The organism is Pseudomonas sp. AF03-9 (assembly GCF_020515815.1).
GTDB lineage: Bacteria > Pseudomonadota > Gammaproteobacteria > Pseudomonadales > Pseudomonadaceae > Aquipseudomonas.
Window position 1 is genome coordinate 84,674 of record NZ_JAHPJF010000015.1, and the last position, 19,295, is coordinate 103,968.

The window sequence follows — 19,295 nt, forward strand, 5'->3', positions numbered from 1 at the left end:
CGCCCGATCTGCTCAGCGCCAGGAACTTAACAAAACTTAACCTTTTTTCTGGGTCAGAGCCTGCCGCTGGCCTGCCGAAGCTACTTGTCAAAACTTGACATCGGAGAGGCGCGGGAACCTGTCATCGAGCGCGCACCAGAACCTGACAAAACCTGACATCGGATCGAGTGTGGGAGAGCTGGGGCGATGTTGACATCAGATCGGCCTGGAGCCGATGGCAAGGCTCGCGGCCTGTTAGCAAAAGTTAGCCCTAGGAGGTTGGCCAGCCCCTCACCCTGCTAACAGTTGCCAAGGTTCGCGGTTTTTGGCAAACGCTGGCAGTGAGTACTTGCCCGCGAAGCGTAGGTGTAGAGCCCTGAAGTCTGGGCTGGGTCAATTTCAGTGCGTCGGCTGCAAAGCAAAAAATCAATAGCGCGCTAAACTCTCTTATCTCAGTGGAGGAGGCAAAAATGTCAGGGTCAAGACACCATTTCATTCCTAGGTTTTTACAGAAAGGCTTTGCAAGTCGGAGCACTAGCAAAGATGTTTATTGTTGGACTTTTTCAAAAGGCTCACAACCATTTCAGCCCAATATAAAAAATGTTGGTATTGAGACCTTGTTCTACTCCATGTCAGCGGAAACTGAGCTGGATGACAAAATATCTAAAGAAGAGCAGGATAATTTTTCACCTCTCGTAGACAGGCTTCGCGCGGGATTGATAGGCAAATATGAAACAACTAGTATTGCTGAAATGCTGGCCCACTTTGAAGTTCGAAGTCAGCATCTGAGATCTAATGCAAATGTATTATTTTCAGAGTTAATGAGTACGCTAGAGCATACGTTTGCTAACTTGGAATTTTTGCAGGAGTTACTGACTAAGATTATGTCGCCTGATTCTGCGATATTTCAGAAATCACTGATGAAAGCTGGGGTTTCAAGGAAAATGTTTAAGCAGATTATAAAAACTAATCCTGAGGGCCTGCGGGAGTTCCAAAAAAATATTGCCTGTAGTGTATCAGGCGCAATATATGACCAGCGACATACGATGCCTGCAATGATCGCGGGCGCTATAAAAAGCGGCCATATTCAGATGCTCAACGAATCTATTGCACCCCAAAAAAGAGTCAGCAGATACTCAAGTTTAGGCTACTCCGTTCAGAACTACCTTGACGCAAATCTGCCGCTCGGAGATTCCATCGTACTGTTTCATGTTGCGGGGGAACGGAAATTCAAACCCTTTCTTGATAAATCTGATGAGTTAATAGCCGTGATCTTGCCTTTGTCCTCAAGCCAATATTTGCTAGGCGAAAACTGCGAAGTCAATGTCGAGCATTACTCAGATCTTGCATTAGAGATTGCACGCTGTTCGTTTGAGTACTTCATCTCGAATGAAAGCGGTGAGCGTACTATAAAACTACAGCATGAAATTGGTGTAAATTCTCACTGGCTACCGAGAGAGGAAGTTCATAAAATATTTGCCGACTCGTTGGACAAAATTTTGGAAGACTATTGACCCTGATAAAAACTAAAACGCGACTGCCTTATTTTTTGTACGCGGCCTGGTGAGCGTTTTTTGCCGATATCGATGCTGATATCCGCTGACTGTTAATTTTTCAAGAACTGGGTTTTCCCGTCGGTTGCATGTTGGGATGCATCAGGATTGCTCGACGCATATGCGTTTGAAAGGTTGTAACCAGGGGGGGTGGTTACCCTTGGTGGTTACCAGAGTGGTTACGGCATCATCAAACGGTGGATACCAGATTGGATACCGTCCCATCAGGTTCACGCCGGTCACTTGGCAAAACTTGATATTGGGACGGCGCGGGGAGGGGCGGCCACCAAGCGCCTGTTTGAGCTAACCAAACCTTTCGTCTGTAACATCACCTTGTGCATGTCGATTCAGAGCATCCCTGACCATTGCTAAAGTTTGGGATTGGGGTTCGTTGAGTTCGATTGAATCGAGCCGTTCCACCCACTCTGCACAGCGCGCTAGTCCTAACAGATGCTCTAATGAGCTCGGCGAAATATACTCGGTACGAGTAGTGGTTCCGCCGCTTTGTGATGTACGGACGGTCACCTGCCCTTTTGCGAACTGGAGGAACCGAGTAGGTGAGGTGACATGTGTCTCGATCCAGCGGCGCCCCTCGTCGCCACCCTCACTGTAGTTATTCATATCAACGATGTAGGACGCGTGATCCTCATTCCCTAGGAATGCATCTGGGTCGAGGTCTGCCATCTGGCGCACACTCTGCAAATAGACATTTTTCAATTGTTCCAATCCGTCATCATCGAGGTAGCCGACATCGCCTTTACGGCGGAGTGCGTAGTCCGCCCCCAGTAACAGGTCTACGATGACCAGACCAGTGCCCGAGGCGAACGCCTCGATTACCAGATGGCTGCGGACGGCTTCCTGCTCATGACGCTCTAGGAATAATCGCAGTAGCCGGGCGACCTGCTGTCGCGGCGAAAAGTTAGTAAAAGACCCGTGGCGACCAACTCGTTCACCCGCGCACAGTAAGGTCTGCACCACCTCCAGTGACTGATCGACTGGAAATTCCTCCACCAATCCGAGTAAGCGCTGCAGAATTTCAGCTTGGTAGTCTTCCTTCTGGTTACTTAGCAGCGTTGTAAACGCTACGGGATCGGTAATTCGCCGGCCCAGTTCGTGCAAAAGTGAATTAGGCACATCCTGCTCGGGCAAAGATAGCTCGAAGTAGCGATCAAACACCTGTTCGCAACACACCCGTGAGTTGATTAGCCAGCGAATGTGTATTGATGAATCGTAACTGGTGTTCTCAAACACCCAGTCCAAGGTTGGGAACATTTCTCGCAGCAACTGTCGGGTGGCAGGTTGATGATGGGACGGGGCCAAACTAACCAGTTGGTCAATCACCTGATTAACACGGCTTCGCTGCGTCTCGTCCTTTCGGGCGTAAGGCTCGCTGCTGGTAAGGAGCGCTTTGTGTCGCGGCATCTCCGCGTAGGTCTCTGGAGCAAAAACACGCAAACATTCCAACGCGAACAGATCTACCGCGTTAACCTCAGCAACCTCTGTACCGCGCAGCAACCGACAGTGAAACTCCAAGGTCGATGCGTATCGATAGATATGACGTAGGTTGCTAAAAAATGGCCGCATTCCACGCTGGAACATCTGGCTCCAATATTCCTTTTCGAAGCGCTGCTGCAGCTGCTGCTCACGAGTCAGAATTGCGTCCAACCTTTTGAGCAGTATCGCCTCTAACTGACTGGCCGCGATCGCTGGCACACTGAAGGGGACTTGAATGATCTTTTCTAGGTAGGCCGCCCCATCGAATCCGACTTTGCTCAGTCCCTTCTCAACCGTGTCGCGTTGGAACAGCAGCAAAAACACCACATTGGCGAAATCCATGTGCGCCTTGACCAACTGAAATGTTTTTTTCATCTGCTCGGCCGAAAGTCGGTCCAAATCGTCCAACACGATCAGCAGCGGCTTGTCGCGTTTACTAAGCAACTTTTGTAGTTCCGCGCGGAGTTGGCCGAGGGTTAAAGCGCTATCTTTGGCGTCCTCATCTAATTTTTGGGCCCACCCAGAAAGCCATGATCCGCCCCGCTTCAGAAGCAGTACAAGGCTGCCTAACGCGCTGACGGCGGTCAGTGCCAGCCATGTTACTTGCGCAACTGTCCCCTGGGCCAGGGTGCCAAGGAGGCTAGTTGCCAGGGTTGAACCGAAGAGTACGGGCAACAGTTTCGCCGTGCCGTCAGCCCAGCTGGCTCCAGTATTTAGGCGACGGCTATACGATCGCAGCAACTTGGCCAGTTGCTTATCACTCTCGGTGGGATCTTTGCGCTGTATAGCTCTGGAGATTTCCGCAAAAAAGGCGTTGCTCAAGTTATCTTGGCCTGCCCATTGCCAAGGGTTGAACTCTATGACCTGTCCCCCCTTGGTCGCCGCTAGGTGATCCAATGCCATATTCTTGATAGAGGTTTTTCCGCTACCCCAAGCCCCTGTCAGGCTAATCACAAGGCTCTCCTGGTTTTTCCAGGAACTGATAGCTTGTGCTAGGCGCTGAGAAAATCCTGCGCGATCGAGCAGGTCGTGTTGCTGCATTTTGATCGGTAGATCATCGGTGAATTGCAAGTTATCGTTGGTCATTGGCTGCTTCCCGGCAGACTGGATATCAGGCGATTAATTATGGCCAGTTGATCCTGTGCGACGACACAAATTCGATGTCGCCAATCGCACTGATAGCTCACGCTCAATAGCCGAGGATGAATGTTGACTATGCTGGGCGGAAACTACTTGTAGTTACCGCCATGATTACCGGCGATCCTCGTAAAAACGACCAGCGAAACAGACGATTTGGTCTGAGTGAGACCATATCGTCTGTCTGGGGCGCTTTTTAAATAGAGCTCGGGCGAATATCCAGGCCGACATTCGTGTCGCCGCCGATTCGGAACCGCTTCACTTGGCCTGCTTTCAATGTCGCAGATTGCTCTTTTAGCGACCCTGAAAAACTGCATAGCCCCGAACCGCGTTCGTCTGCGCCCAGCCCGACTAAGTGGTCGCCAGCGGGTACAAACAGGCTCACCGCCTCACCAGTATCAATGCGAGCAACTGGTCGACCGTCGACGTGAATGGCTACAAAGCAGCCACCACCTATGAAACCGGTATCGCGTGAAACCTGGATTGTTCCATATGGGCCTGCGGGCTTTTGCCCATACGCCATTACCCTGCTACCAGGAACAGGTTTGGCCTGGTCGAACGATACGGGAGAGGTAGAGCAGCCTGTGACCAAGGCGGCCAATGCAATTGTGGCGGTGATCTTAAGCATGGGAACTCCTTGTCATGAGCTGCAAAGGTAGCACTGGCAGACCACAGATCACATCTGGTCTTCGGCGTAGATGGCGGCGCTGATGATTGCGCCACCCACCCGCCTTTTGCCGTAGCAAAGCGGTACCGGGTTACCGGATGCAGTGGTGTTCTTGGCGCTGCCGAAGGCGTAGCCGGGTGTGTTCTCGGGCGCCGCGCTGGTCTTCAGGCCGCCGGCCTGGGGGCTGAGCATTTGAATCACCCCTCCCAGAGCAAGGGAAGCGCCCATCATCATCATCCCTGACGTAAACGGCGTTGCCGTGCCGCCAGACGCGTATGTCAGTACAGCCCCGACTGCGAGCAGGACGACACCTACTACCGTTTGAAGAACTCCGCCGCGCTTGCTCCCGCAAATCACGGGGATAATCTTGATCTCGCGACAGCCGCCCAGACCTAACTCAGCCTCGCCAACATTCTTACCATTTCGGAATACTGCGAACTCAATACCCTTGGTCTTGGCAATGGCTAGATCCTGGGCAAACCCCTGGTGATTCACATCTATCGCTCTCACCGCCTCTCGCACGTCTCCGTGATCGGAAAGCAGAAAAGTGTGTTTACGCCCGTATTTCTTTGCGAGTGAACCGCCAAGGATGATGGTTGTACGCGGGCTGTACTCGATTGCTAATGCGGCCATGATCTATTTCTCCTATTTGCTGTTGGTGACGCGAGTCGGTACTTCTGCTCCGATCTGCATTGCCAGCAGCATTCGGGATGCCATGGCGTCGTCACGGATAGCCTTTTCACGGCGTGGGTCTGGGTTCCATGCCCTGCAGTGAATCGCCTGGTAAGCGCGAGCCCCGCGGAATGTCCCGCGCAATAGGTCGGCTGAGATCCTTCCCTCATCCTCTGTGAAAAACGGCCCGTCGATGGTCACCTTCTGCCCGTCACGAACGTGTTGCACTTCCCAGACGAGGTAGCCGCCATTCATGTTTGGGGCGACGGCAAAGTCTGTGATCTTGCAAGCCTCGGCGAAGCGCTCCCGATGTGTGGGCGCCTGGCCCGTTGTGTTGCTGTCTTGGTCAGTCATGTTTCCTCTATGCGCCGCTGGCGCTGGTCGTGGGCTGGTGCTTGGTGGTGTTGCTCGGTGTCGCGCCACGTTTTCGTGATTCGCAAAACGTGGCGCGTAAAATGGTCAGTTGCCGACGATGCTCAGGGCTGGCGGCAGCTTTGGGCCGAACGGCGCGCCAGGGGCGAATGGGTCGGGCAATTGATCTTCTGGGCATTCCCTGATGAACCGGATCATGGCGGCGTGGCAGGCGCGATACAGCGGTCCACCGGCGCCCCATTCGTCGCTCTTGCGGTCGGAGCTGTCCTCTAGCTGGGATAGGTACGCCACTCCGCGAAGGCTGGTATCACCGTCTGCGCTGGCCTGCTGGCGATGTACTGGGCTGACGCCCAGTAGGTCGCACATCTGGTCGAAGCCCAGCGCCTGCGCCAGCCCCTCGCGGTCGAACATCAGTGATTGGCCAAACCCTGCGAGTGCGCTCCACGCTCCGCTGCGGGTGGCCTCTTGGTGTTCCTGGGCTCGCTCCTCCAGTTCCTTAATGGTCTGCCGAGTGAATGGGAGAAACGCTTTCAGCTTTCCCGCTTGCCGGCGTAGGGCTCGCCGTTCACTGCGGATAACGTCGAGCTGATCAGCAATGGCGCGACAGATTCGCCGGGTGGTGATGAGCTGCGTGGCGGCGCTGATGCCGGGTTTCATACCGATGTTGCACAAGCGGGTGATAAGGCTGGGCGTCATGGGTGCGCCTCCATAGGCGTGTTGTCGTAGCTGGCGCGCAAGTGGGCGCCAGCCGTGCAATAGCGGCCGGTGGGCGCGTAGCAGCTCCGACAAACCATGATGTGGTTGAGGTAGTGGTCACGGGCTTGTCGCCATTCGGGCGTGGCAGTGGCGGCGCTTGCGTGTGGGCTTGTAATGAGTCGGGGAGCGCGCTCGACAGGGTTGGCCAGCACCAGGCGTGGGCGAGGCCGACTCCCCAAAATTGGTGAGTCGATACCTGCAATGGCTGGCGGCATGTGATCGAGCAAGCCGGAAAGGAGACTCATGGCGTCACCTCGGCCTGATTGCTCCATTGCCCATATGTGTCTCTAGAAAAAAATCGGGGGAACGGGGGAACAGTGGGAACAGCCAATGTTTCCGGGGCTTTCAGAGGGGGTTTCTGTTCCCCACATTTTTTTGTGGGGAACGGTGATAACCAAATTCTGGAAAACGCAGACACGCTTATATTCAAAAACATGTTTGTGTTCCCCCTGTTCCCCATACATTCAATAAGGGGGAACGGCCGCAGCCCACGGTTTTACCGGCTGTTCCCCCGTTCCCCCTGTTCCCCACGTTTATAGGTTCCTGTGAACTCGGGCATTCATATTTGGTGGGTTTGGTGGTCATGCGCCGCCCCCTTCGCTATCCATGGCTTCTGGGTCGATCACGTACAGGCGCGCCGATCCGCCGGCGGGGATGCGGTACTTCTTGGTTTTGCGGCTATCGCGGTCGGTGTCGCGTTTGGCCAGGGCCCCGCCAACCTCCAGTGCCTTGACCACGCGGGTGAGGCCGAACCCATGGGCGGCCTCGATCAGTGCGGACTTGTTGAACAGATAGAGCCGCTTGCCGGCCAGCAGCTCCCAGTATCCGGCGCGGTTGAATACCTTGGCGTCCACCTCCGCCGCGTCGACATCAGAGAATCGGCTGCTGCCGTGCTTGTCGATAAAGTCGATGATGCCGGCCAGGATCTGGCGGTCTTCTGCGTTGCCCCCGCCGACACGGGAGAGCCATTCCCCGTAGAGCAAGCGGCAGTCGGAGAGGGCGGTGCCCGGCTCCCATGGCAACAGGCCGTAGGCGATGGCCATCTCGCCCGCCAGCGCGATCACTGCGAACCGGTCAGCCACGCGGCCGGCCTGGGCGTTGTCCTCGACGAACTGGGCGCGGATGCCGTCAAAGTCACTGAGCAGCCCGGGCTTATCGTCGGCGGCGACCAGGTGCTCCACAAACGCTGGTCCAAGGTGGCCGTGATGGGCGCCGACCGCTACGGTGAGCTGCCGGTGAAAGTCTGCTCCCTCAAGCCCGTGCAATTCGTCGAAGGCCCGGTGTGTGCGGGTACCGGCGTTCACGTCGACCATGCGCAACTCGGCGCCAGCGTGGGCGGCATTGCCGGATATGGCCGCGTGTTCAGAGAGTGAGCGCTCGCCGCTGGAGAGTGTCAGCAGGCGCCAGCTCAATTTGGCGCGGCCTTCGCGCTCGCGCGTCATGGTGCCTTTGCCCTGGCCGTTGGCGAGGGAGTAGGCCATTTTCTGTACGCGCTTGGGGTCGGCGCGCTTGATCTCATCCAATGGCAGGATGGTGTCATTGCGGCTCGACGCCTCGATCTCCAGGCCACCCTTGGTCATGTCCCAACTGGCGGCGAACACGCCCGGGTCGCCCCATACTGACGATCCGATCAGTTGCGCCAGCGACTTACCGCTCGAGCTATCGCCCACCAGGTGAACACCACCACCCAGCACGCCCACCAAACTCAGCAGCGGGCCAGCCAGTGAGCAGCCGATCGCCAGTGTCAGTACCGGATTGCCCGCACACTTGGCGGCCACCTCCGATTGCCACAGCGCCAACTCGCCGCGACGGCTGAAAAGTACTTGGGCCTTGTTGCTGGCCTGGTACCGCACATTGGTGCTGCCGATGGTTCGCCCAGGCAGCACGAAAGCGCCCGACTCATGCCAGCCTGGCCGGCTGGTGGTGGTAAACACTTCTGCAGGATGCTGGTCGAGCAGGTACTCCATGAACGTGCCGCGCTTCTTGAGGGCAATGATGACGCCCATCCCGAACAATGCGCGCCGGGCGTCCTCGCCGCTGCCGCCGAACACTTCCATGGCGATGATCCATTCCTTGATGCCGCCCTCAGTTACCAGGCGCAGCAACCGCCCCTCGCTGCCGTCGTCGCTGTTGGTGGTTCGGGCCACGACGGTGACAGGGCTGGAGATCCACTCATCGGTGATAGGCCGGTCGCCGGTATCGCCCTCGGCGTCGTCCTGGTCAGCGGCGGCGCGCTTGAAGCTATGCCAGTAGACGCCCGGGCGCAGCTTGCGGCCCTTCTCATTGATCACCCAATGCTCATACACCGCCCAGCAGGGGCGATCTGGCGCAATGGTCGCGGCGTCCGGCCGAAGGTTGATCACGTTGGTGTCAGGCTTGGACATGGGCGAGTTTCCAGTTGGCGAGGTCGTTGAAGTCGGTGAGGTCATCGGGAGCGCCTTCTGGCCACTCAGGGAAAGCGACTTGGCCACCCACGGCCGCCGCCGCCGCGTTTGCCGCTGCGCGCCCCGGGTTGCCATCGGTGAGCCGGTCGTCGTCGCCGGCGATAACGATTGGCTGGCCTGGGTAGCGAGCGCGAAGGGCCACCGCCGCCGGGAGCAGGTTGCCCGCGTTGATGGCAGCGGCAACGACATAGCCGCCGTGCTGGTGGAGGCTGGCGGCCGTCGCCCACCCTTCGCAGATGCAAAGCACAGAACCTGGCTCGATGATGCCCAGCGGCGAATAGGTGCCCTTGATCCGGCCGCCGAACAGGAAGCGCTTCTCGCCGTCCGGCCCGATCCTTTGCAGGTTGACCAAGCGACCATCCAGGTACAGCGGGATCAGCAGGTCAGTGCCACGCTGGCGCAGGCCGTAGGAGCGAACTGCCTTGGCTACCAGATACGGGTGGTCGGGTGAGGCGCGGCACGCATTGCGCCACCAGTGGTTAGCCTTCTCGGCGGCCTGCTGCTGGCGCCGGTGTTGCTCGGCTTCGCGCTGGCGCCGGGCCTGGTCAACTCGCTCGCGGATCTGGGCCGCTTCGCGGGCGTCCACCGGTTCGCGACTACACCAGGTGCTGGCGCCGCCGGCTTTCCAACTGCCGAATGCGCCGGATGCAATGCCGTCCAGGTACAGCACATACCAGCCGTTGAGCGAGCCAGGCTTATCCTCCGGCACACGGAATCGGTGGATTGCACCGTCGGGCTCTGGTAGCCAGTCGAGAGGGCCATAGACGGCCTGGAGCGCATCACGGAATTGGATCGTTGCCTCTGTCATGCGGCCCCCTTCGGCGGGGTAAACCGCTTGGCCAAGTTCTCCAGTTTCTGAGTCAGGCGCTCCAGCTCATCGCAGTGGCGGCCTTGATCGCCTTCAGAGATGCGCAGCTCCAGGAAGCCGACCAGGGTTTCCACCAGCAGCACATAGCTGGCGCTGTCGATGTGGGCGCCCGTAGTGGGCGGCACGCTGCTGCCCTTGCGCTTGATGGGGGTGACGTTACCCATAACTGACCTCCCGGCGATCAGCGCCAGCGAAGGCCCGGCAAACTTGACCGTTGTTCACACCGTGCCAGCGGGTAATGTCGTCGATTGAGTCAACCAGACAGGCCGTCACCTGAGCGCCAGCACTACGCATAACTACGCGCCCGCACTCTGCGTCGGCCTCGGTCAAGAACGGTCCCAGCAACGCCTTGGGCACCTTCGGGTGCGTGACGTAAAACAGTTCGGCGGCTTTTTTCAGGCAAGCCGATCCCGTCGACGCAGATGCGCCGTTTTGAATTTTCATGCTTAACCTCTTAGGTCAGTGCGTCGGCGGTTCGCGTGAGTACGCGGTGGACAAAATGTGAGGCTGATAAAAAGGATCGAATGTGAACGCATGTGTTGGCTCATAGGGCGACCTCGCGGTATTGCTGAGCGCCGCCCAGGTCGTCCGATCCGAATAGGGCTTGATTGACGGCCTTCCGGCTTGCCAGCATCAGATCGTGTTCATCATGCGTGCCGACGCCCGCCGCCACCCAGTCAGGTAGTTCTTTGCGGCGCCGCATCTCGTTCAAGTGCGTCCACCACCGGGTAGCGTGTGAGCGCTCGGCAAAAATCGCCGCGGCCACATCGTTGCTGCGCTGGTCCATTAGGTAATGAGGCAATAGCGGTGCCTTTTGCGCCTCCGCGTTCGCATCATCCAGTTCGTTTTCCATGCACTCGCACCACTGATAAACCTTGGCGTACCAGTCCTTTAGGCCGAGGGTGCCCAGTTGCGCGAACGCGTGAGGTGTACTGTCTTCGGCGAAGGTCTCAAGCATCAGCGTGAATATTGCGCTCACGCTATCGAAGGCGCTGGTCACTTCGTACAGATCCTGGACGGCAGTCTCGGCGATTGCCTTGTAGGAGCGGCTCATTGATCACCCCCGGCGCCCAGCGCAACACACCCGGACAGCGCGGCGACGATTTGCTCGCGGTTGCAGTCGGCGGTGTTGGCGCCGTCAGCGGCTAGGTTCCACGCGACATCTACCAGATTGCGGACGTGCTGGCTCGTGCCCTTGTCTGCCAATGCGGCATAGAGAACGGCCTCAACCTTGCGCAGGGCGATCTGGGCGCTTTCGAGATCCTCAAGCGTGTCGTGGGCGATCTCTTGAATGGTGCGGACGGAAGTATTCATTGCGCACCCCCGGCAGACTCCAGGGAACGGGCAATGGTCATGTGGTGCGAATAACGCTTGAGTCGGGTTGCGAGGCTGGAGTTTGCGCGGAGGGCGCTCAGGGCCATGCGGCGGTGAGCAAATGCGCGAATTGCGGACGGAATGAGGGCGTGTTTCATCGGTGTAGCTCCTTGATCTGAGGAGCTGCCACGTTCGTTACCAAGCGAATGGGTGGCAGCTGTGCGCAGGTTGGTAAACCGGGAATCAAGGAACCCGGCAGGCACGAATGCCTCCCACGCACAGCCGCCATAACACGTAACTGCGGGCACAAAAAAAGCGCCTGCAATCGTAATGGGGGCGCTGTTGCGCCTTGATTTCGTCGGGTTACCAAGCCCGATCGCTGAATTTGCAGCGACGGGCAAACCATACCGACGAGCACGATTGCTTGCAACAAAAGTTATCGACCGTTTATCGCTGATCATGAGCATAGCTGTCACGGGCGGAAGTCCTCAGAATCGATTGGCAGCTTCAGTTGCTCCCTCAGATGAGCAACTTGCGCGTACACGCCCGGCTTGTCATAGCGCCAGTGAGCCAACCGGCGGCCACTGCTGCTGGCTTCCTTCTTGCGAGCCTCCAACGACCGGCAGGCGTGCCCATATCGTGCTTCGCGGAACGCCATGATGAGGCTCGCTTTCAGTTCCACAATGCGGTCGGTATTGCGGGACAACGACAGCAGGAAGAACGCTTGATCTTCGTTCAGCAGGGCGAAGCGCTCCGGCCTACCACCAGCAGTTCCGGCCAAGGGTTTCTCCGTTTGAAACGGAACAACCCCGAACTCTTCAAACTTCGCCAGGTAGCGCTCGATCAGCGCCATTGGGTTTTTGTGCTTGGTTGCCAGTTGCCTCGCGAGTTGGCGGCTATCCACGCGCGGCCCGTTCCCGGTGTGTATCAGCGTGATTGCATTCATGCTGTCACCTGCGCCGGCGGGTTGGTGCTGAGGTAGTAGAGCGCCATGCCTTGGTGAGTGCGCCCTTGATCGTCGGTCAGGGTGAGGCGGTGGGTCAGGATCTTGTGGCCCAGGCCGCGCAGCTCATTGATGCGGGCACCAGGGCGAACGATGTTCAGCTCGCGGATGGCGGTGAAGGTATCAATCGGGCCAGCTTGCAGGCGCTCCAAAAGGCGAGCGCGTTGTGCGGTTCCGCTGGTATTCTCGACGCGAGTATTTTTGTGGCTGGCCTGTTGGTCGGCCTTTTTTTTGTTCATTAGGCGGCTACCTCGCGCAATGCGATGCGCTGACGTACCCATGTTTGAACTTCAGCAAGCACCCATGCCACAGGTGCGCCGCGCGCTTTGCTGTTGCTCAACGGCACCGGCTTTGGAAAGGTCGGGTCATCCTTAAGGCGCTTATAAATCGTCGGTCGCTTATAGCCGGTAATGGCTTCCATTTCCGGAATGCGGATGAGGGTGGTGGCCGGATCACAGAATGGGCGTGAGCTTGTATCTGAGGCTGAGGTCGAGGAGATGTTGGTCATATTTGTTTCCCGTTGTTGATGAATACGGGAAACAGGTTGACGGTACGCGACGGGTGTTAATCAAGCCTCTAGGGTGTACGGCACCGGGCACACGAGAGCGGGATTAAGGGCTCCACTGGGGCGTTATATCGAGTGGGCACCTTGGCTGTAAGCCTTGGTTTTACTCGTCCGCTCGGGTGGGCACCTTACGGTTTTTGAGGTGAGCAGTTCGCATATTTTTGGGTCTCAGGATTAAGTCGACCGCTTCCGATTCACGGCCTGATGCCCCTCTTCCTTTCAGATACTCAATGATCTCGTCACGACGGGGTGCGGTGCTGGGATCTTCTTCGTCGTAGGTCGACCAAAAGTGTTTTATGGCCTCTTCCACAAATTCCAGCCCTTCTGATTTATGACTGTAGTTTGGTAGGGCCAATGGTGGAGGCTGCTGCACAATTGGCGCCGAAGCCTTTGGCATCCGTTCGACTAACTGCTTTTCTACAGGCCGTGGAGGACGAGTAACTTGGACATTGGCGGTGGTAATCCAAGCGAGTAGCGATGCTCGAGTGATGATGGTGTCCGCCATGCTAATTTCAGCCTCGCGCTGCGTAGGGCGGACTACTCTTAGATTACGTTCAAGCGAAGGATTGCCGTTCCAATCGCTCACTTCCTCTTCCACATAGCCCATGCATACGACTGGTGAGATCAACCCTTGACGTATTGCTGAGACAATTCCCAACGCATGACCGTGTGCTTTTTTCCAGCGAGCGTGGTTTTGTTTCTTTGCCAGGATGAGATTTTCACAGTCAAAAGGATCAATCATTGCCGACAGTAGAGCGGCTTGCTCTACGGAGAACTCCATAACGGCCTTCCAGTGGTCTAGATTGGGAAGCCGTTCCGAAGGCGTGAAATCCTCAAGGTCATCAAAGTCGAGCATCTGCAGGCCCCTAACACTCCTACCACAGCTTAAAAGTGCTCAGAGGGCCTCTTCGATTGCTGGTTTAGGTATGTTTTCGCGTGAAAAGAAGAAACTGTTTATACAAACAGTAATGGCATTCAGTCTATATCTGTCTGTGTGCGCAATGGAAGGTCAGCGTCAGGCCCGCTTGATCGACACGACATTACCCTTGGCCAAGTTGTCCAGATAGTCGGCATACCATTGCATCATGGTGGCGCGCTGGGCCAGGTACTGGGCTTTGTTGTAAACACCCGCTATGCCTTGCTTGATATGCGATAGCTGCGCCTCGATGTGGTTTTCGTCAAACCCGTGCTCGTTCAGAATCGTCGAGGCGATATGACGGAAGCCGTGCCCGGTCTGGCGGCCTTCATAACCGAGACGACGTAGAGCCATCAGAAAGACCGTGTTGCTGCGGGGCTTGGTGGTATCGCTCCGACCAGGGAACAACATCGGGTAGGCACCAGTGAGCATCTGCAGGTTCCGCAGTAGCTCTACTGCCTGAATTGGCAGCGGCACTAGATGTTCGCGTCGGCGTTTCATGCGCTCGGCCGGGATCGACCACTGAGCTTTATTTAGATCGAACTCCGACCATCGCGCTTCGCGCAGTTCAGACGGTCGACAGGCGAGCATGGAAAGCAAGTGCAGGCCGATCCGCACGTCAGCGGTGCCGTATGCCCTGATTGCGCGCAAGAGAGCCGGAAGCTCATCAAGAGATACATGGGCATAGTTCTCGGCTGGCTTGGTCAGCAGGAATTTATGCAGCCCCTCCAGCGGGTTGTGAGTGGCTCGGCCTGTTACTCGGGCCAGGTCGTAAATCTCCCGGCACATGCCTCGTACGCGGCTGGTCTGTTCGATGATGCCCTTCTGTTCCATGGAACGTAGGAACTCCATCCACTCCATGGGCAGGATCTCACGATAGATACGCTTACCGAATACCGGGAAGACGTGGAGTTCGAGCGCGCCAATCATTCGCACGGCGGTACCGGCTGTCCAGCTCAGGCGCTTGGAAGCGTACCATTCCCGCGCCAGCGCTTCGAAGGTCTGGCTAGAGGCTTCAGCCTCTGCGGTCTTTCTGGCTCGTTTGGTAGCAAGGGGGTTTCCGCCCTTGGCGGCGTCCTCTCTCAGCACAGCCGCTTTCTGTCGAGCCTGTGAGCCGGATAACTGGTGGTCGCCCGTGCCATAGCCGCCCAAGCCAAGCCATGACCACTTGCCGTCTGGCTTCTTGTAGCGCAATTGCCAAGACTTGTTACCGTCTGGGCGCACTCGCAGATACAGAGCGTTTCCGTCCAGCTCCCGGTATTCCTTGGCTTCAGGCTCCAGGGTGGCTAGCACGGTGTCGGCTAAAGGGCGGCGTTTTATCTCGCTGCGCTTCATGTCTCTTGTACCCCTCAGTTTCAATTGTTTTTTAAGGTACATGAAGGGGTACACGAAGGGAAGATATAGGGAGAGGCAAGGAGATATAGCCAGAAACAAGAAAACCCGCACTAGGCGGGCTTCTTGAGGTGACTCGTAGACTGTCTGAGACAGGTCTAAACAGCTATATGGTGCACCCGGCGGGATTCGAACCCACGACCCCTGCCTTCGGAGGGCAGTACTCTATCCAGCTGAGCTACGGATGCTTGTGCGGGCGACATCATACCCATGTCGCCCTTGGGCGTCCATGCTGGTTTTTGGCCGCTGGAGCGTAGGAAATCCGCGCGCTGACGCCCTGGGCCGGGCACCGCCGATCATTGCGGTGGAACCCTGCCCAATCACGCTGATCCGAAAGTTTCGGCAAAAGCGCCGTTTTCGTTCTTTTTTTCGAACAGACTATTGCCCTGTACCCCCATTGATCCTAGGATTCGTTTGAGATTTCAAACGCTCTGTCTCCCGCGTGCGCTTCACCTGAGTCCGCGCGCTGGGGCTGATTTCCCTGACGGCAGCCCACAAGGCGCCTTTCAACAACTCTAATTCGCTCCGCGTGCGCGCGGTGCTGTTAAGGAAACCCGACATGCAGCTTAAAGATGCCCAGTTGTTCCGCCAGCAAGCCTTTATCGATGGCGCTTGGGTCGATGCGGACAACGGTCAGACCATCAAGGTCAACAACCCGGCCACGGGCGAGATTCTCGGCACCGTGCCAAAGATGGGCGCCGCGGAAACCCGCCGCGCCATCGAAGCCGCCGACAACGCCTTGCCGGCCTGGCGCGCGCTGACCGCCAAGGAGCGCGCGAACAAGCTGCGCCGTTGGTTCGAACTGCTGATCGAAAACCAGGACGACCTCGCGCGCCTGATGACCCTCGAACAAGGCAAGCCGCTGGCCGAAGCCAAGGGCGAAATCGTCTACGCCGCGTCCTTTATCGAGTGGTTCGCTGAAGAAGCCAAGCGCATCTACGGCGACGTGATTCCCGGCCACCAGCCCGACAAGCGTCTGATCGTGATCAAGCAGCCGATCGGCGTGACCGCTGCCATCACCCCGTGGAACTTCCCGGCTGCGATGATCACCCGCAAAGCCGGCCCGGCCCTGGCCGCCGGTTGCACCATGGTCATCAAGCCCGCTTCGCAAACCCCGTTCTCGGCCCTGGCCCTGGTTGAACTGGCACACCGTGCCGGTATTCCGAAAGGCGTGCTGAGCGTGGTCACCGGTAGCGCTGGCGACATCGGCGGCGAGCTGACCGGTAACCCGATCGTGCGTAAATTGTCCTTCACCGGCTCGACCGAAATCGGTCGCCAGCTGATGGCCGAATGCGCCAAAGACATCAAGAAAGTCTCCCTGGAACTGGGCGGCAACGCGCCGTTCATCGTGTTTGACGACGCCGACCTGGATAAGGCCGTCGAAGGCGCGATCATCTCCAAGTACCGCAACAACGGCCAGACCTGTGTCTGCGCCAACCGCCTGTACATCCAGGATTCGGTGTACGACGCGTTCGCCGAAAAACTCAAAGTGGCGGTAGCCAAGTTGAAGATCGGCAACGGTCTGGAAGACGGCACCACCACCGGCCCGCTGATCGACGAAAAGGCTGTGGCCAAGGTGCAGGAACACATCGCCGATGCCCTGAGCAAAGGCGCTACGTTGCTGGCGGGCGGCAAGGTCATGGAAGGCAATTTCTTCGAGCCGACCATCCTCACCAACGTGCCGAAAAACTCCGCTGTGGCGAAGGAAGAAACCTTCGGCCCGCTGGCGCCGCTGTTCCGTTTCAAAGACGAAGCCGAAGTGATCGCGATGTCCAACGACACCGAATTCGGCCTGGCCTCGTACTTCTACGCCCGCGACCTGGGCCGTGTGTTCCGCGTGGCCGAAGCCCTGGAATACGGCATGGTTGGCGTCAACACCGGGTTGATCTCCAACGAAGTGGCGCCGTTCGGCGGCATCAAGGCCTCCGGCCTGGGCCGTGAAGGTTCCAAGTACGGGATCGAGGACTACCTGGAAATCAAATACCTCTGCCTGGGCATCTGACCCGCCCGGCAAGGCATTGCTGCAAACGCAAAGGGCACGAGAGCGCTGACCCTTTGCGTGTTTCAAGACGTTATTCGTAGTGGCCGGGAACGCTGTGGCAGTCGATCATCGCATGCTGCCGCAGTTGCCTCCCCGTCACGTATTCCTTGGACCCCGCCACCCTATGAGTGGCGAATGAGGACTTTATGAGCAAGACCAACGCATCCCTGATGAAACGCCGCGAAGCCGCTGTACCGCGCGGTGTTGGCCAGATTCACCCGATCTTCGCCGACTCCGCGAAGAATGCCACCGTGACCGACGTTGAAGGTCGCGAGTTCATCGATTTCGCCGGCGGTATCGCCGTGCTGAACACCGGCCACGTGCACCCGAAAATCATCGCTGCCGTGACCGAGCAACTGAACAAGCTGACTCACACCTGCTTCCAGGTACTGGCCTACGAGCCTTACGTGGAAGTGTGCGAGAAAGTGAACGCCAAGGTGCCAGGTGATTTCGCCAAGAAAACCCTGCTGGTCACCACCGGTTCCGAAGCTGTTGAAAACGCCGTCAAGATCGCCCGTGCCGCCACTGGCCGTGCTGGCGTGATCGCCTTCACCGGCGCCTACCACGGCCGTACCATGATGACCCTGGGCCTGACGGGTAAAGTCGTGCCGTACTCGGCCGGCATGGGCCTGATGCCAGGCGGCGTGTTCCGCGCGCTGTACCCGAACGAACTGCACGGTGTGAGCGACGACGATTCCATCGCCAGCATCGAACGCATCTTCAAGAACGATGCCGAGCCGCGTGACATCGCGGCCATCATCATCGAGCCGGTGCAGGGCGAAGGCGGTTTCTACGTCGCGCCAAAATCCTTCATGAAGCGCCTGCGCGAACTGTGCGACAAGCACGGCATCCTGCTGATCGCCGACGAAGTGCAAACCGGTGCCGGCCGTACCGGCACGTTCTTCGCCATGGAACAGATGGGCGTTGCTGCCGACCTGACCACCTTCGCCAAATCCATCGCCGGTGGCTTCCCCCTGGCCGGTGTGTGCGGCAAGGCTGAATACATGGACGCCATCGCCCCAGGCGGCCTGGGCGGCACCTATGCCGGCAGCCCGATCGCTTGCGCCGCTGCGCTGGCGGTCATGGAAGTGTTCGAAGAAGAGCACCTGCTGGACCGCAGCAAGGCCGTTGGCGAGCGTCTGGTCACTGGCCTGAAAGCCATCCAGGCCAAGTACCCGGTGATCGGCGACGTACGTGCCCTGGGCGCGATGATCGCGGTCGAGCTGTTCGACAACGGCGACACCCACAAGCCAAACGCTGCGGCCGTGGCTGCCGTGGTGGCCAAGGCGCGTGACAAGGGCCTGATCCTGCTGAGCTGCGGTACCTACGGCAACGTATTGCGCGTACTGGTCCCGCTGACCGCGCCGGACGAGCAATTGGACAAAGGCCTGGCGATCATCGAAGAGTGCTTCTCCGAGCTGTAAGCGGACGCTGACTTGATCGACAGAAAAAACCCGCTTCGGCGGGTTTTTTTTGCCTGCAGATTTAGCTGACGTAAGGCAGTGGAAATGTCCATTACAACGGACATGTTCTTTATTTTATGTGGCTAAGTCCTATATGGGTGACATTTTGCTGATCACAAATCCACCAACCCTCGGCGCAAGAGTACGAGAACTACGCCGTGCCAAAGGCTTCAGTCAACAGCAGTTGGCTGAAAAGGCCAATTGCAATCGCAAGACGATCATTGATCTGGAGGCGGGGGAGAATGTGGCGATTAATACCGTGTTCAGGGTCATTTCAGCGTTGGGCATGGCGCTGGAAGTGGTCGACAAGCGGATAGACCTTAAATCCCTCGCCGATCCGTGCGCAGGTTGGGCTGCAGCAGATTCTTTCGGCAGATAGCTCGAAGGGGATTTTCGAGTTTTTGGTCGATACCTATTTTGAGTCAGGGATCTCGGGTGTGCAGCCCAAGGTGCTGGTGCCGGACCTGGATAAGCTGACAGGCAGTCGCAAAACCTTGCTCAGTTCCGACCTGATTGTTAAGTCGGGCGCAGATCAGTATGCGCATCATGGCGCTGAATGATTCGCTCAAGACGGGGCTGAGGCGAAAGCCGGTTTTCAAGCCGATGCCTTGAATGGGGTTGGTGGTTTTTAGCCACGTTCATTGTACGTACGCGCCAGC

General features: G+C 57.7%; 22 protein-coding genes and 1 tRNA gene. 5 read left to right on the forward strand and 18 right to left on the reverse strand.

All coding sequences use genetic code 11. The features are described from left to right. The first annotated feature begins 449 nt into the window (after window positions 1-449). On the forward strand, window positions 450-1,493 hold the full coding sequence (locus LIY36_RS19255) for a DUF4238 domain-containing protein (protein WP_226456651.1): 1,044 nt from the start codon (window positions 450-452) through the stop codon (window positions 1,491-1,493). 342 nt (window positions 1,494-1,835) lie between these two features. Here the strand turns inward: LIY36_RS19255 and LIY36_RS19260 are convergent, their stop codons facing one another. The 18 genes from LIY36_RS19260 to LIY36_RS19350 form a co-directional block, all read right to left on the reverse strand. Continuing rightward, on the reverse strand, window positions 1,836-4,112 hold the full coding sequence (locus LIY36_RS19260) for a KAP family P-loop NTPase fold protein (RefSeq protein WP_226456652.1): 2,277 nt from the start codon (window positions 4,110-4,112) through the stop codon (window positions 1,836-1,838). Window positions 4,113-4,359: 247 nt separating this feature from the next. Continuing rightward, the gene (locus LIY36_RS19265) at window positions 4,360-4,791 is read right to left on the reverse strand and encodes a hypothetical protein (RefSeq protein WP_226456653.1); all 432 of its coding nucleotides are present in this window, start codon (window positions 4,789-4,791) and stop codon (window positions 4,360-4,362) included. Window positions 4,792-4,839: 48 nt separating this feature from the next. Beyond that, window positions 4,840-5,463: a tail assembly protein gene (locus LIY36_RS19270; protein WP_226456654.1), complete on the reverse strand. Its 624-nt coding sequence runs from the start codon at window positions 5,461-5,463 to the stop codon at window positions 4,840-4,842. Window positions 5,464-5,475: 12 nt separating this feature from the next. Next, complete coding sequence (locus LIY36_RS19275) at window positions 5,476-5,856, reverse strand: hypothetical protein (RefSeq protein ID WP_226456655.1); 381 nt, start codon at window positions 5,854-5,856, stop codon at window positions 5,476-5,478. Between the two features lie 105 nt (window positions 5,857-5,961). After that, a complete protein-coding gene (locus LIY36_RS19280) occupies window positions 5,962-6,570 on the reverse strand; it encodes a hypothetical protein (protein WP_226456656.1) in 609 nt (202 codons plus the stop codon). Window positions 6,571-7,211: 641 nt separating this feature from the next. Then, window positions 7,212-9,014 (reverse strand): DUF927 domain-containing protein, encoded by a 1,803-nt coding sequence (locus LIY36_RS19290; protein ID WP_226456659.1) that lies wholly within the window; start codon window positions 9,012-9,014, stop codon window positions 7,212-7,214. After that, window positions 9,001-9,882, reverse strand: coding sequence for a toprim domain-containing protein (locus LIY36_RS19295; RefSeq protein WP_226456661.1), 882 nt, complete (start codon window positions 9,880-9,882; stop codon window positions 9,001-9,003). The genes LIY36_RS19290 and LIY36_RS19295 overlap by 14 nt, the downstream gene beginning before the upstream one ends. After that, complete coding sequence (locus tag LIY36_RS19300) at window positions 9,879-10,106, reverse strand: hypothetical protein (protein WP_017844442.1); 228 nt, start codon at window positions 10,104-10,106, stop codon at window positions 9,879-9,881. The genes LIY36_RS19295 and LIY36_RS19300 overlap by 4 nt, the downstream gene beginning before the upstream one ends. Next, complete coding sequence (locus LIY36_RS19305) at window positions 10,099-10,386, reverse strand: hypothetical protein (RefSeq protein WP_226456663.1); 288 nt, start codon at window positions 10,384-10,386, stop codon at window positions 10,099-10,101. The genes LIY36_RS19300 and LIY36_RS19305 overlap by 8 nt, the downstream gene beginning before the upstream one ends. Before the next feature lie 100 nt (window positions 10,387-10,486). Continuing rightward, window positions 10,487-10,996: a hypothetical protein gene (locus tag LIY36_RS19310; protein ID WP_226456664.1), complete on the reverse strand. Its 510-nt coding sequence runs from the start codon at window positions 10,994-10,996 to the stop codon at window positions 10,487-10,489. Next, entirely contained in the window at window positions 10,993-11,256 is a 264-nt protein-coding gene (locus LIY36_RS19315) for a hypothetical protein (RefSeq protein WP_226456665.1), read from the reverse strand. Before LIY36_RS19315 ends, LIY36_RS19310 begins: the two co-directional genes overlap by 4 nt. Further along, the gene (locus tag LIY36_RS19320; RefSeq protein WP_226456666.1) at window positions 11,253-11,414 is read right to left on the reverse strand and encodes a hypothetical protein; all 162 of its coding nucleotides are present in this window, start codon (window positions 11,412-11,414) and stop codon (window positions 11,253-11,255) included. Before LIY36_RS19320 ends, LIY36_RS19315 begins: the two co-directional genes overlap by 4 nt. Before the next feature lie 314 nt (window positions 11,415-11,728). Next, entirely contained in the window at window positions 11,729-12,202 is a 474-nt protein-coding gene (locus tag LIY36_RS19325; RefSeq protein ID WP_226456667.1) for a Rha family transcriptional regulator, read from the reverse strand. Further along, window positions 12,199-12,498, reverse strand: a complete 300-nt coding sequence (locus LIY36_RS19330) for a helix-turn-helix domain-containing protein (RefSeq protein ID WP_092278013.1) — start codon at window positions 12,496-12,498, stop codon at window positions 12,199-12,201. The genes LIY36_RS19325 and LIY36_RS19330 overlap by 4 nt, the downstream gene beginning before the upstream one ends. Next, on the reverse strand, window positions 12,498-12,767 hold the full coding sequence (locus tag LIY36_RS19335; protein ID WP_226456668.1) for a helix-turn-helix transcriptional regulator: 270 nt from the start codon (window positions 12,765-12,767) through the stop codon (window positions 12,498-12,500). The genes LIY36_RS19330 and LIY36_RS19335 overlap by 1 nt, the downstream gene beginning before the upstream one ends. A 160-nt stretch (window positions 12,768-12,927) precedes the next feature. Beyond that, window positions 12,928-13,680, reverse strand: a complete 753-nt coding sequence (locus LIY36_RS19340; RefSeq protein WP_226456669.1) for a hypothetical protein — start codon at window positions 13,678-13,680, stop codon at window positions 12,928-12,930. A gap of 159 nt (window positions 13,681-13,839) precedes the next feature. Next, entirely contained in the window at window positions 13,840-15,075 is a 1,236-nt protein-coding gene (locus LIY36_RS19345; RefSeq protein ID WP_226456670.1) for a tyrosine-type recombinase/integrase, read from the reverse strand. A gap of 168 nt (window positions 15,076-15,243) precedes the next feature. Further along, a tRNA-Arg gene (locus LIY36_RS19350) sits at window positions 15,244-15,320 on the reverse strand. Between the two features lie 371 nt (window positions 15,321-15,691). Here LIY36_RS19350 and gabD point away from each other — a divergent pair. From gabD to LIY36_RS19370, 4 genes are all read left to right on the forward strand, one after another. Continuing rightward, entirely contained in the window at window positions 15,692-17,134 is a 1,443-nt protein-coding gene (gene gabD / locus LIY36_RS19355; protein WP_226456671.1) for an NADP-dependent succinate-semialdehyde dehydrogenase, read from the forward strand. Between the two features lie 185 nt (window positions 17,135-17,319). Further along, window positions 17,320-18,597 carry a 4-aminobutyrate--2-oxoglutarate transaminase gene (gene gabT, locus LIY36_RS19360; RefSeq protein ID WP_226456673.1) on the forward strand — a complete coding sequence of 426 codons (1,278 nt, stop codon included), beginning with the start codon at window positions 17,320-17,322 and terminating at the stop codon, window positions 18,595-18,597. Window positions 18,598-18,730: 133 nt separating this feature from the next. Further along, window positions 18,731-19,015 carry a helix-turn-helix transcriptional regulator gene (locus LIY36_RS19365; RefSeq protein ID WP_226456674.1) on the forward strand — a complete coding sequence of 95 codons (285 nt, stop codon included), beginning with the start codon at window positions 18,731-18,733 and terminating at the stop codon, window positions 19,013-19,015. 22 nt (window positions 19,016-19,037) lie between these two features. Continuing rightward, window positions 19,038-19,196, forward strand: a complete 159-nt coding sequence (locus LIY36_RS19370; RefSeq protein ID WP_226456676.1) for a hypothetical protein — start codon at window positions 19,038-19,040, stop codon at window positions 19,194-19,196. Window positions 19,197-19,295: the final 99 nt, after the last annotated feature.